The organism is Streptomyces sp. SAI-170 (assembly GCF_049739565.1).
In the GTDB taxonomy this organism is placed as follows: Bacteria; Actinomycetota; Actinomycetes; order Streptomycetales; family Streptomycetaceae; genus Streptomyces.
In genome coordinates this window covers 1,348,642-1,361,355 of sequence record NZ_JBMGQD010000001.1, presented here as the reverse complement: position 1 = coordinate 1,361,355, position 12,714 = coordinate 1,348,642, and the positions used below count along the sequence as shown (strand labels likewise).

10 protein-coding genes are annotated in these 12,714 nt (G+C 73.4%); 5 read left to right on the top strand and 5 right to left on the bottom strand.

Annotated features, from left to right (window positions below; genetic code table 11):
* Nucleotides 1–10: 10 nt before the first annotated feature.
* From iolE to RKD23_RS06245, 3 genes are read left to right on the top strand one after another with little or no spacing between them, the layout of a single operon-like run.
* Nucleotides 11–952 (top strand): myo-inosose-2 dehydratase, encoded by a 942-nt coding sequence (iolE, locus tag RKD23_RS06255; protein WP_424852723.1) that lies wholly within the window; start codon nt 11–13, stop codon nt 950–952.
* Between the two features lie 33 nt (nt 953–985).
* The gene (locus RKD23_RS06250) at nt 986–2,251 is read left to right on the top strand and encodes an FG-GAP repeat domain-containing protein (protein ID WP_424852722.1); all 1,266 of its coding nucleotides are present in this window, start codon (nt 986–988) and stop codon (nt 2,249–2,251) included.
* A complete protein-coding gene (locus RKD23_RS06245) occupies nt 2,248–4,932 on the top strand; it encodes an NACHT domain-containing protein (RefSeq protein ID WP_424852721.1) in 2,685 nt (894 codons plus the stop codon). The genes RKD23_RS06250 and RKD23_RS06245 overlap by 4 nt, the downstream gene beginning before the upstream one ends.
* 4 nt (nt 4,933–4,936) lie before the next feature.
* On the opposite strand, the gene RKD23_RS06240 is transcribed toward RKD23_RS06245, so the two are convergent.
* The 5 genes from RKD23_RS06240 to RKD23_RS06220 form a co-directional block, all read right to left on the bottom strand.
* On the bottom strand, nt 4,937–5,245 hold the full coding sequence (locus RKD23_RS06240; protein ID WP_424852720.1) for a hypothetical protein: 309 nt from the start codon (nt 5,243–5,245) through the stop codon (nt 4,937–4,939).
* A gap of 102 nt (nt 5,246–5,347) precedes the next feature.
* A complete protein-coding gene (locus RKD23_RS06235) occupies nt 5,348–7,186 on the bottom strand; it encodes an SIR2 family protein (RefSeq protein ID WP_424852719.1) in 1,839 nt (612 codons plus the stop codon).
* A 127-nt stretch (nt 7,187–7,313) separates the two neighbouring features.
* Nucleotides 7,314–8,522 carry an MFS transporter gene (locus RKD23_RS06230; protein WP_424852718.1) on the bottom strand — a complete coding sequence of 403 codons (1,209 nt, stop codon included), beginning with the start codon at nt 8,520–8,522 and terminating at the stop codon, nt 7,314–7,316.
* Complete coding sequence (locus RKD23_RS06225) at nt 8,512–9,042, bottom strand: SRPBCC domain-containing protein (protein WP_424852717.1); 531 nt, start codon at nt 9,040–9,042, stop codon at nt 8,512–8,514. Before RKD23_RS06225 ends, RKD23_RS06230 begins: the two co-directional genes overlap by 11 nt.
* Nucleotides 9,043–9,082: 40 nt before the next feature.
* A complete protein-coding gene (locus RKD23_RS06220; protein WP_424852716.1) occupies nt 9,083–10,144 on the bottom strand; it encodes an RNA polymerase subunit sigma-70 in 1,062 nt (353 codons plus the stop codon).
* A gap of 187 nt (nt 10,145–10,331) precedes the next feature.
* On the opposite strand from RKD23_RS06220, the gene RKD23_RS06215 reads away from it, so the two are divergent.
* Both RKD23_RS06215 and RKD23_RS06210 read left to right on the top strand, forming a co-directional pair.
* The gene (locus RKD23_RS06215; protein WP_424852715.1) at nt 10,332–11,777 is read left to right on the top strand and encodes an MFS transporter; all 1,446 of its coding nucleotides are present in this window, start codon (nt 10,332–10,334) and stop codon (nt 11,775–11,777) included.
* A 49-nt stretch (nt 11,778–11,826) separates the two neighbouring features.
* A complete protein-coding gene (locus RKD23_RS06210; RefSeq protein WP_424852714.1) occupies nt 11,827–12,663 on the top strand; it encodes an isocitrate lyase/PEP mutase family protein in 837 nt (278 codons plus the stop codon).
* Nucleotides 12,664–12,714 lie beyond the last annotated feature (51 nt).

The window sequence follows — 12,714 nt, the reverse complement described above, 5'->3', positions numbered from 1 at the left end:
GGAACCCACCATGCCGGCACACCACGCCCCGCGCCCGGACGGCATCCACCTGGGCATCACCCCCACCTGCTGGACCAACGACGACTTCCCGCTCCTCGGCAACGACATCCCCATGGAGCAGTGCCTCAGCGAGATCGCGCTCGCCGGCTTCGAGGGGTGCAGCATCGGCCACACCTTCACCACCGACGTCGACGCGCTGATCGCCGCGATGCATCTGCGCGGCCTCAGCGTCAGCGAGCCCTGGGTGAGTTCGTACTTCACCGTGCCCGACGGCGCCGCCCGCACCGCCCGTGACCTGCTGAAGGTGCTGGAGTTCCTCGAGCAGTTCAACGCCGGCGACCCGCCGGTGCCCACCCGCACCATCGGCGTCGCCGAGTTCGGCCGGTCCGTGCACCTGCAGCAGCTCAGCCTGCGCAGCAACAAGCCGGAGTTCACCGACGAGCAGTGGGCCGACCTCACCGACGGACTGAACAAGATCGGCGAGATCGTCGCCGGACAGGGCTTCACCCTGGCCTACCACCCCCACATGGGCACCGGCGTACAGACCCAGAGCGACGTCGACCGGCTGATGCGCGACACCGATCCCCGCCATGTCGGCCTGCTCCTCGACACCGGCCATCTCACCTGGGCGGGCGCCGACCTGACGGAGATCGTCGAGCGGCACCGCGACCGGATCACCCACGTCCACCTCAAGAACGTCCGCGGCGGCGTCCGCGCCGACCGCACCCTGGCCGACGGCAGCTTCCGCGAGTACGTCGAGGCCGGCATCTTCACCGTGCCCGGCGACAGCGACGGCGACATCGACTTCGACGACGTCCTCAAGCTCCTCCGCCCCGGCGAGTCCTACCGCGGCTGGCTGGTGGTGGAGGCGGAACAGGACCCGCACGGCGGACACCCGCCGCTCCACTACGCCCGGACCGCCCACACCTACCTGGCCCGGGCCCTCGGCTGACCCACACCCCCACCGCACTCGGAAGGCACCCCCATGGGCGCAAGCACCCCGCTCGGCATACGCGTTCCCCGGTTCACCCGCGAGGTCCTGGAGGACGACCTCATCGAGGGCTACTGGCTGGAGGCCCCCGACATCGACGGCGACACCCGCCCCGACCTCGTCGGCCACGGCCTCTACCTCGGCGAGCTGTACTGGTACCAGAACCCCGGCTGGCGCAAGCGCCTGGTCGCCGACGGCTTCCACATGCCGATCGGCGCCCACTTCGGCGACATCTCCGGCAACGGCCACCCCGACATCGTCGTCTGCTACGAGCTGTACGGCGCACGCGGCCGCATCGACGACCCCGACCCCGAGGGCGGGAAGATCGACTGGATCGAGAACACCGGCAAGTTCGACACCGAGACCCGCTGGAAGCGCCACTACATCGGCCGCGAGACCGCCATGCACCGGCTGCGCCTCGGCCACTTCACCCAGACCCGCAGGCTGGAGCTGATGGCCCTGCCGACCGTGGGCGCCCACCACGTCCACGCGCTCGTGCCCGTCGTGCTGTTCAGCCCGAACAACGACGTACGCCAGCCCTGGGACAAGCGGATCCTCGACGACGCCCACTTCCGGATGATCCACGGCGTGGAGATCCAGCAGAACCCGCTGCCCGGCAGTGAGCACCTCGACTCGATCCTGCTCGCCTCCGAGGAGGGCGTGACCTGGCTCCACTACGACGAGCGCGAACACCGCTTCACCACCACGCACATCGGCGACGGCGAGCACGAGCGGTTCGACGCGACCGGCTTCAAGGGCAGCGGCGACGTCGGCGCCGGACGCATCGGCGACGACCCGCACGCCTACGTCGTGGCCACCGAGCCCTTCCACGGCAACACCGTGGCCGCCTACATCAAGGAAGAGCCCGGCACCCCGGTCACCGAGGCGACCTGGCGGCGGATCGTCCTCGACGTGTTCGGCGACCCCAACGAGCTCGGCGAGGGCCCCAGCCACCAGATCGTCTGCGCCGACTTCGACAACGACGGCGACGACGAGTTCCTGGTCGCCCTGCGCGGCCCCCACCCCTGGCAGGGCGTCTTCTACTACAAGTGCCTGGACGTCGCCGCCGGCGTCTTCGCCAAGTGGCGGGTGTCCTCCGACAGCGCCGCGCGGATCGCCATCGGCGACTTCAACGGCGACGGCCGGCTGGACTTCGCGACCATCGCCTACAAGGTCGACAAGTACTTCCTGGCCGAGGACGCCAAGCTCTGCCTGTTCCGCAACGCCATCGACGACGCCGAGGAAGCCGGACAACCATGATGCGCAGCAGAGCGCGGTGGCCCTGGGCGGTCGGCGTCGTCGCGGTCATGGCGCTCGCCACGGTGGTGGCCATCGTCATCGGCGCGAACGCTGAGACGGCCGCCGCGTCCATGAGCGTGCTGATCTCGGCCACGGTCGGCCTGTTCAGCTGGTCGTACCATCGCTCGCGGCCCGCCACGCCCGCCACCCGGACCGAGCTGGACCAGGCGGCGGAGGCACTCGCCGCCATGGTCCGCCGCCAGTGGACCGAAGAGGCCGCCGCACAGGGCCTGTTGGACCCGCACCCGCTGGCCGTGCGCTGGCGCAGCGGCCAGACCGAGGCCGGCGACCACGTCCGGATGGTCGGCCGCACCCTGTCCGGCCGCAGCGACGACATCCGCGCGTTCGCCGTCGCCTACCGCGCCCTGCCCCGCCGACGCCTGGTCGTCCTCGGCGACCCCGGCGCCGGCAAGACGGCCCTCGCGATCCTCCTCGTCACGGAACTCCTGCGGGACCCGGAACCGGGGGAGCCCGTCCCTGTCCTGCTGGACCTCGCGCCGTGGAACCCGCGCAAGGAGCCCCTGCTCGACTGGATCGCCCGCCGCATCCACGAGGACTATCCGGCGCTGCGCAACGACGAGACCTACGGCCGCAGCGCGGCCCGCAAACTGGTCGCCGAGGGCCGGGTCCTGCCCGTCCTCGACGGCCTCGACGAACTCCCCGCCGAGCTGCGGCCCCGGGCGCTGACCGCCCTCAACCACGCCATCGCCGTGCACGGCCCGCTGATCCTCACCTCGCGGCGCTCCGAGTACCACCGGCTGGTCGCGGACGCCGATGTGGTAACCGCCGCGGCCGTGGTCGTCGCGGCTCCCGTGGAGGCGGCGGACGTCGCCGACTATCTGCGCAGCGTCGTACCGCCGAGGCGCATCGCCGCCTGGCAGCCGGTCCTCGACGACCTCACCCGCCGCCCCGACGGCCCCGTCGCCCAGGCCCTCTCCGTGCCGCTGAACGTCTGGCTCGCCCGCACCGTCTACGCCTCACCGGCGAGCGACCCGACCGAACTCACCGACCACCCCGACGCGGAGAGCCTCCAGCACCATCTGCTGGACGCGCTGGTCCCGGCGGTCTTCTCCGCGGAGACGGTGCCCCTGGATCCCGCGGTCCCCGACGCGCGCCGCACCGCTGCGGCCCGCTGGAGCCCGGACGACGCCCGCACCGCGTTGGCCTTCCTCGCCTCGCACATCAAACGGCAGGGGACGGACGACATCGCCTGGTGGGAACTGCACCGCGCACTGCCCCAGGATCCGGCGGGGCCGTTGTCGGCGCCGGTGGCGGGTGCGGTGATCGGGCTCGGGGCGGCGTGCATGGCGGGGGACCACTTCCACTGGGCGCTGTCGCCGCTCGCGCGATTCGGCTGCTTCGTGGTCATCACGCTGTGCACGGCCGTCGCGGCGACGGCGATGATCCGGCTCGCCTTCACCGGCCGCGACGGCGAGTCGTCGGGGGCGGGCGCTGTCCGAGACGTGCTGCGGCGGGTCGGGGTCGGATGTGCCGTCGTCCTCCCGTCGGCCGTCGTGATGGGGATGCTCCTCGAGTACTGGGCGGAGGCCGTCGAACGCGCGGACACGGACATCGAGGTGACCGTGCCGCCCTACACAGGCGTCAAGGCGGGCCTCGCCTGGGCCGTCTTCATGGTGCTGCTGGCCCTCGGCGCGCTGTGCGCGGGGGCGGTGCGCCGACGGCTACGACCGAGTCTGCGCGGGCCGGGTGAGCGTGGCGCTCAGGTGCGCCGCATTCTGCTGTTCGTCGTCCTGTTCTGGGTGGGCGCCGAGGCCGCCGGACTCCTCGTCTACATGCCTCTGCGGCAGGTGACCGGCCAACCCGTCACGGACGTCTCGTTCCTGACGCCGTCCGAGGACGTGGCCTTCATCAGCCGGCGCGCGACCTTCCGGGCCGGAGTCTTCCTGCTGATCACCGGAGTCATGGCGGGCCTGAACCTGTCCGGCGGCTCCTTGCGGCCGACGCGCCTGGACGTCCGCGCCCCTGCCCGCATCCTGGGGGCGCTGGTCCCCGGCTGCGTCGGCAGGGGGCTGCTGATCGGTGTCCCCCTGGGGGTCGTCCTGTGCTTCGTGTCGACGTGGGACGCGTGGGTGCCCCTGTGGACGAGAGTCGTGGCGTGCGGTGCGTTCGGCGCGTTCTTCGGCATCCTGTTCGGTCTGGCGCTGGCCGTACTGCGCTGGTCCCGGGTGCCGGCCGACCTCGAACAGGAGACGCCGCAGTCCACCTTGCGGGGGGAGCGCACGGCCGCCGCCGCTCTGATGGTGGTCGCCCTGGTGCCGCCCCTGCTCAAGTGGTTCATCACGCTGGAGGGGCATTTGCCGAGCAGTGACGTCCCGGGCGTCGCAGTCGTCGCGCACGGGTTGGAGACCTTTGAAGCGAATGTGGCGATCGGGCTCGCCGCGGGGCTGCTGGCCGTCTCCGGCACCGCGTACTTCGCGTACCGGGAAACCGGCCTGCGGCTCGCCGCGGCCAGACGACTGCCGCGTCATCCCCTGTCGTTCATGGAGGATGCCCGATCGCTCAGCGTCCTGAGACGGGTCGGACCCGTCTACCAGTTCTGCCACGCGGAGTTCCAGGACCGCATCGTCACCGATCCCACCGCGGTCGGCGGCGCGGCCCGCACCGGTGCCGTGCGGGCCTGACCGGTCACGCTTCGTCGTTCATCCACAGGAGGCCCTGCGCACGGCGTCTTTCGACTTCCGCCGGGGCCATGAACCGTATCTCCATGGCGTCGTCGCTGGTGACTTCGAGCATGGTCCCCGGCGGAAGCATGGAGCAGCCGCCCTTGCCGCTGCAGCCTTCGATGCAGGTCTTTTTCAGATGCCAGTCGGAGTTGTCGGGGGCCCACGCGAGAACCTCCCGCAGGGTCCACACACCATCGTCCCGGTGGGGCAGGTGCACAGGCACGTCACACATGGTGATCGTGAAGCTGTTGTCGACGGCGATGTCCGTCATGTCGGTCACCCTTTCGTCTGGTCTATTCCGCTGGAATATGCGGAACTTGACTCAAACGCTAGGTCGGCTGCTGACTCACCGCCACCGGAAGGGAACGGCACGTCACCGGAACGGCTCCTGCCGCGCGACCTCCTCGTACCGCTCGGCGCACACCACTTCCACCACCGCCGCGGCCGTGTGCGCCCGGTGGAGCTCGCCCGCGAAGGCGCCGCCGCGCAGCATGGGCCAGTCCTCGGAGAAGCGGGACTGCACGCGGGCGGCGATGCGGAGGCGGCCCTCGCCGTCCCAGCGGTCCGGAAGGGTGAACTCGCCTGCTGTCTCCGGGGTTTCCGACAGGTCGGCCTGCAGCAGAGCCATGAGGTACTCGTAGGTGTCGAACGCGTCGGAGAGCGTGCGGTCGCTGTCGGCGGCAGGCTCCGCCAGCACGTCCCGCAGCCGTTCCCGCAGCCAGGTGCTGTACGACGTCTCGGCGAGCTGCGCCGGATACGGCTCGCCCAGCAGGGCGTTGACCCGCTCGGCCGGTCCGAGGACGTCCGCCGTGCGCAGCACCAGCACGGCCGGCCGCGGCTCGGTGCCGGCCCTGCGGGAGCCGGCCGGGGCCACCGGGCCCTGCGCGAGGACCGGTTCGAGCAGCAGCCGGCCCAGCAGCTCGTCGCGGCCGGCCAGGACGGCGGCGGTGCCCGCGGCGGACAGGGCCAGCAGCGCGGGGTACAGGTGCGGGCCGCCGCCGGGCGCGTAGAGCAGGCGCTGCAACGCCCGTACCCACACCCGCCCGTGCACCCCGCCCTCGTCGTGGAAGACCCCCGACGCCAGCAGATGCAGCAGCGTGTCGCAGTCGCCGCCGTAACGCTCCAGCAGCTCCCGGTACGCCTCCGGGTCCGAGGGCGGTTCGCCGGTCGGACAACGGTCGCCGTCCGCGAGGCGCTCCATGACCCGCAGCGCCTCCGCGTCCACCAGCTCGTGCAACTCGATCCGCCGCACCGGATCGGGCAGCGCCCGCTTGAGCCGGGCCAGCGACAGCTCCCGGGTCGGCGCGGGTTCCGTCAGGCGGGCCAGGGCCTCGACGCGGGTGAGCAGCCCGGGGAAGAACTCCTTCGCCGTCAGGCCGTCCACCAGCACGGCCCCGTGCCGCGCGACGAGTTCCGCGGCCACGCCTCCGACGCCGTACGGGGCGGACCAGAACACCGGATAGCGGCGGCTGACGCGGCGCTCGAAGCAGGACACCAGCGCCTGGTCCCACTGGGCGGACCAGCCGCAGACGATCAACCCGTACTCGTCCAGCACCTGGTCCACCAGGCCGGCCCACGCCGCCGGGTACTCCGCCAGCTCGTGCTCGGTGTTGCGGGCCTCCAGATCGGCCAGGTCGCCGTGCAGCTTGACGACCGTGGCGGGGGCGTGCGCCAGCGGGGTCATCCCGCGCAGGCTCTCCGGACTGTGCACGACCTGCGGCTGCACCCCCGCTGCGGTCAGCGCCTGCTCGGTGAGCCGGTCGAAGTTCGTGGTCAGCACCACCCGCACCCAGCCCCCCGCCACCAGCCGGGCCACCGCGTGATGCGCCGGACCGGGCTGCTTCAGCCCGTCCTGCCGGTCCTCGTCGTCCTGCTCGAAGTAGCCGCGCAGCAACTCGTGCCGGGCCGCCGGGGTGTCGCCGAGCGCCTCCAGCAGGGTGGAGTAGCCGAGCGGACCGCCGTCCCCGTGCCGCGCCCACCAGGCCTCCGGATCGGCGAGGGCGAGCTGCTCGTCGGCCCCTCGGGCGACGGCCGCCCGGCGCACCAGGTCCGTGACGATCTCCCACCCGGTGGGCACACCCGCGTCCCGGGACATGCCGGCCCCGAGCAGCAGCGCGTACACACCGGGCCCGGCCTGCACACACATCGCGAGCGAGACCAGCGGATCGAGCCCCCGCACCGCCGCGGCCGGCAGCCTGCCTGCGTCGCTCATGCTCTCCCTGTCCGTCGAGAACCTCAGCCCGTCCCGTCGAGAACCTCGGGCCGCCGAGAACGTCGGGCGCTGTCGAGAATCTCGGCCCGTCGAGAACCTCGGGCCCGCGCACGCGCCCTGACGCCCCCTAATGCACCCCGCTCGCCTCCGTCGCCGGGAGAACCGGCCGGCGCAGCAAATAGACCCCCGCCGCCGACACCACCACGGCCATGACCGCGATGAACACCAGCCCCGCGCCCTCCAGTCCGAGCGGCCGCACCAGCAGGCCCACGCCGATGACCGGCACGGAGATGCCCGCGTACGCCACCACGAACAGGGCCGAGACCACGGCCGCGCGCCGGTCCGCCGGAGCCGCCTCGGCCACCGCGGACACCGCCCCGCGGAACGCCAGCCCCTGCCCGGCCCCGCCCACGACCGCGCTGAGCACCACCAACGCCAGCAGATCCCAGCGCAGCGCGCCCGCCAGCAGCCCGAGTCCGGCGAGCAGGGCGGCGCAGCCCAGCGGCAGCGAGCGGCCCACGCCGACCTTGCCGACGGCCAGCTGTCCGGCGGTGGAGGCGAAGAAGGCCAGCGCGACGATCAGCCCGCTCACCGCCCGGTTGTGCACGTCCAGGGACTGGGCGAGGAAGGACGGGCTGACCGAGGTGAACACCCCGAACAGCGCGAACCCCACGAAGGAGGCGGCCGCGGCCGGCCCGAACACGGCCCGCACCGGCGCCGGAAGCCCCGGCTTCTGCGGCCGTACGGCACTCAGCGGCTGCCGCTCCCGCACGGTCTCCGGCAGCAGCAGCACGACGACGGCCGAGCAGGCCACCAGCGCCAGATGCACGACGAACGGCAGATACAGCGGCCACTCGGCGTACTGCGCGAGCACTCCGGCGAGCAGCGGACCGCAGCCGAGGCCGCCCATGTTGGCGGCGGTCGCCACGAACGTGGCCCGCGAGGCGCCGCCGCGCGGGGCCAGCTCCATCACGTACGCCGTGGCGGCCCCGGTGAACAGCCCCGCCGACAGCCCCGACAGCAGCCGCCCCACGAAGAGCCAGCCCAGCGCGGTCGCGGCCAGGAAGCACCCGGCGCTCGCGGCGGCGAACCCGAGCCCCCACAGCAGCACGGGCCGCCGGCCCACCGCGTCCGAGGCGTTGCCCGCCAGCAGCAGCACGCCGATGACCCCGAAGGCGTAGACGGCGTACACGACGGTGACGGTGAGCTCGGAGAACCCGAACTTCTCCTGGTACAGGCCGTAGAGAGGGGTCGGCAGCGTCGTGCCCGCCATGCACACGGCGAACACGGCGCCGGCGAGCAGGCACCGGCGCAGGCCGTGCCGGTCAGCGTCCATCGGAGGCGGCCGCGATCAGGCCCCGCAGCCAGGCCTGGTGCCGGTTCAGCATCGGATCGGGCACCTGCCGGGCCAGTTCGACCGCGGGCGGCCCGATCTGTGTCTCCTGGGTCAGCACCCGCACCCTTCCGCCGGGCAGATCCTCCACCAGCCAGGCGTGCAGCACCTCCAGCCGCTCCTCGGGCGCCCCGTCCTGCCCGGCCGTCCAGGACAGCCGGCCCGGGACACCCTCGCCCGGCGCCCGGCACACAACGACCCGCGCGTGCTGCGTGCGCACGGCCCCGGCGCCGACGGGCTCGAAGGTGAAGACCAGGCCCTCCTTCAGCACGGGCCCGCCCCCCTCCGGGAAGGCGACACCGGTGACGGCGTCGTAGTACGACTCCCAGGTCGACGTGTCGGTCAGGTACGGCCAGACCCGCGCGGCGGTGACACCCTCGACGATCACCTCGTTCGACACGAAGTTGTCGCCGGTGCCGGGCAGAAACCGCTCGGGCCAGTCGATCGCGTTCTGCATGGTCATGGACCAGCCATACCCGTGCCGTGCCCCGCCGCCGGTGCTGTCACCCGAACGTCGGTGCGGTCGGCCCGTCCGGCGCCGGCAGCGCGAACGCGGCGAGCAGGCGGGTGTCGCAGAACCAGGTGAGCGTCGTGATGAGGGCCTCCCCGCGGGCGCGGTCATGGGTCAGGGCGAGGGACAGCAGGCCGTACGGCTCGCCGGGGGAGCCGGTGGCGTCCGGGCGGTAGCAGCCGAAGGCGGGGAAGCCGTTGGCGCGGGTCGGCAGGGTGGCGAAGTGGAAGCCCCGGCGCAGCGCGCGGTCGCGCAGGAACTCCCCGATGGCGGCCGGACCTTGGTACTGCTGCGGCTGGGGCGGCATGCTCAGCCACGCGTCGTCGGTGAGCAGCGCGACGATGCCGTCGATGTCGCCCGCCTCCACGGCACGCGCGAACAGCTCGGCCACACGCCGCTCCTGCGCGGAGCCGGCCGAGGGACGCTCGCCCCGCGACGGCGGCCGGGTGCGCAGGGTGGCGCGGGCCCGCTGAAGGGCTCCCTTGACGGAGGTGTCGGTGCCGCCCAGCATGGCCGCGGTCTGCGCGAGGGAGAAGCCGAGCCCGTCGCACAGCAGGACGGCCGCGCGCTGCCGTGGCGGCAGCAGATGCAGCGCGGTGAGGTACGCGAGACCGACCTCCTCCCGCAGCTCGTACCGGGCCGAAGGACCCGCCTCGCCGTCCGTCACGGCCTCCAGCAGCGCATCGGGATAGGGCTCGAGCCACAGCGGCTCCGCGTAGCGCGTCGGCTCGGGCAGCGACGCCGCCGCGGGAGCCACGCGGGGTCTGCGCGAGCGGTCGCGCAGTTCGTTCAGGCAGCGGTTGGTGGCGATCCGGTACAGCCAGGTGCGCAGCGACGCCCGGCCCTCGAACGAGCCCCGGGCGCGCCAGGCCGCCAGCAGGGTCTCCTGGACGAGATCCTCCGCGTCCTGCAGCGAACCCAGCATCCGGTAGCAGTGCAGGTGCAGTTCGGCCCGGTGGGCGGTGACCAGGTCGCGGAAGTCCGCGTCGGCCCCGAGCCCGCCGGCCCGGTCGTCGGCCGGCGGGGGTGCCTTCGCCGTGGGTGCCTTGCTCACGCTCGCTCCTTCGTGCCCCCGCTGCACGCGGGCGGCTTCGACGGGGCCGTACGGCCATCACAGGTATCGACACCGCGCGCGAGCGAAACCGACCGGTGCCGTGGTGTGACGCACGTCACCGTTCCGCCCGTGGAGCGGTCGGGGTCGGAAGGGGTGGAACGTCCGAGCGACCGACACGTGGAGCCACATGAACACGAACGCACCCTCCTCCGGCACAGGCTGGAGCAGCTCGCAGCGCTGGCTGCTGGGCACGACGTCCGCTGCGGCGCTCCTGGTCGGCCTGGACGCGCTCGTCGTCGCGACGGCGCTGAGCTCGGTCCGGGCGGACCTGGGCGCCTCGGTGGAGCAGCTGGAGTGGACGGTCAACGCCTACACCCTGACCTTCGCCGTACTGATGATGCCCGCCGCGGCACTGGGCGACCGGCTGGGCCGGCGCGGCACGTTCGTCGTCGGCCTGCTGGTGTTCGCCCTCGCGTCCGCGGGGTGCGCCCTGGCGACGGGCATCGGGCAGCTGATCGCCGCCCGCGCCGTGCAGGGGGCGGGCGCGGCGGCCGTGATGCCGCTGGCGCTCGCGCTGCTCGGCGCGGCCGTGCCGCCGGCCCTGCGGCCCAAGGCGCTCGGCGTCTTCACCGGCGTCGTCGGAGCGTCGGTGGCCCTCGGGCCCCTGCTCGGCGGCCTGGTCGTCGAGGCCGTCTCCTGGCAGTGGATCTTCTGGCTCAACCTCCCGGCCGTCGCCGTCCTCGCGGTGGCCGTCCTCGCCCGTGTGGGGGAGAGTCACGGCCCGCGGGCGGCGCTGGACCTGCCGGGCCTGGTGCTGGCCGCGGCGGCGGTGTTCGCGCTGGTCTGGGGCCTCGTCCGCGGCAACCCCGTCGGATGGGGCAGCGCGGAGACGGTCGGCGCCCTCGGCCTCGGTGCGGTGCTGCTCGCCGGGTTCGTGGCCCGGGAGCGGCGCGCGGAGCGGCCGATGCTGCCGCTGGGCCTGTTCCGCTCCCGCTCCTTCGCCGGCGGCAACGCCGCGATCTTCTTCGGCTCGGCCTCGGCGTTCGGCTCGGTGTTCTTCATGGCGCAGTACCTTCAGGACGCCCTCGGCCACGGCCCGCTGGCCGCGGGGCTGCGGCTCATGCCGTGGGGCGCGGTGACGATGGTCGTGCCGCGCCTCGTCGGCACCCGCATCCCGCGCGTCGGCGCACGCCCCTTCATCGTCACCGGCTCACTGCTGCACGCCGCCGGGATGGCGTGGATCGCCCTGATCGCCGCGCCCGACATGCCCTACGCCGCGATGGTCCCGCCGATGATCCTGTCCGGCGCCGGTGTGGCCATGGTCATCCCCGCCACCCAGGCGGCGGTCCTGGGCGCGGTGGCCGGCCCGGACATGGGCAAGGCCTCCGGCGTCTACAGCACGATCCGGCAACTGGGCAGCGGGTTCGGAGTGGCCGTGCTCGTCGCGGTGTTCGCCGCCTTCGGCGGTTACGCCTCTCCGCGCTCCTTCACCGACGGATTCGTGCCCGCCCTGGCCACCGCGGCCGCCCTGTCCCTGGCGGCCGGCCTGTGTGCGGCACCCCTGCGTCCCCGCAGCCGCGCCGCGCACACCGAGGCGACGGGCGCGAACGGCACGAGCGTACCGGCGCGTTGACGCACTTCCGTACTGCCCGACAACCGACGACCGACGAACGGAGAACACCGTGAGCACCCCGAACACCCCCGCCGAAACCGCGCAGGACAAGGCCGCCCGGCTGCGCGCCCTGCATGTGCCCGGCGTCCCGCTGGTGCTGCCCAACGCCTGGGACGCCGCGTCGGCCCGGGCGGCCGAGGCGGCGGGAAGCCCGGCCGTGGCGACGAGCAGCGCCGCGACGGCCGCGGTGCTCGGCTACGCCGACGCGGAGGCCGCACCGGTCACGGAGGTGCTGGCCGCGGCCGGGCGGATGGTCCGCGCCGTGCGCGTGCCGGTGACCGTCGACTTCGAGCGCGGCTACGGGCTCCGGCCGGCCGAACTGGTCGAGCGCCTCGCCGCCACCGGAGCCGTCGGCCTGAACCTGGAGGACTCGCACCCGAGGACCGCCGAGCTGGTGGACGCCGCCGAACAGGCGGAGTTCCTGGCCGCCGTGCGCGACGCGGCGTCCGCCCAGGGCGTCGACCTGGTCCTCAACGCCCGCACGGACTGCTTCCTGCGCCGCGCCGGCACACCGCCCGAGCAGCTCGCCGCCGCGCTCGACCGGGGCACGCGCTATCTCGCGGCCGGCGCGGACTGCGTCTACCCGATCGCCGTCACCGACCCCACCGTGATCCGCGCCCTGGTGGAGGGCATCCCCGGACCCGTCAACGTGGGCCACGGCCCGGGCGGCGCGCTGTCCCCGGACGGCCTCGCCGAACTCGGCGTCGCCCGCGTGACCTTCGGCCCCGGCCTGCAACGGCACCTGTACGACACCTACGGCGCCGCCCTGTTCACGGCGGTGGCCCGCGCCCAGAGCCCGTACGCGCGGTCGGCCGGCGAGGGTGTTTCCTCCCCGGTGGTCATGTGATGTCCCGATACGGTACTCCCGGGTGAGTCGGAGCGGGAGAGGCGGACAGGT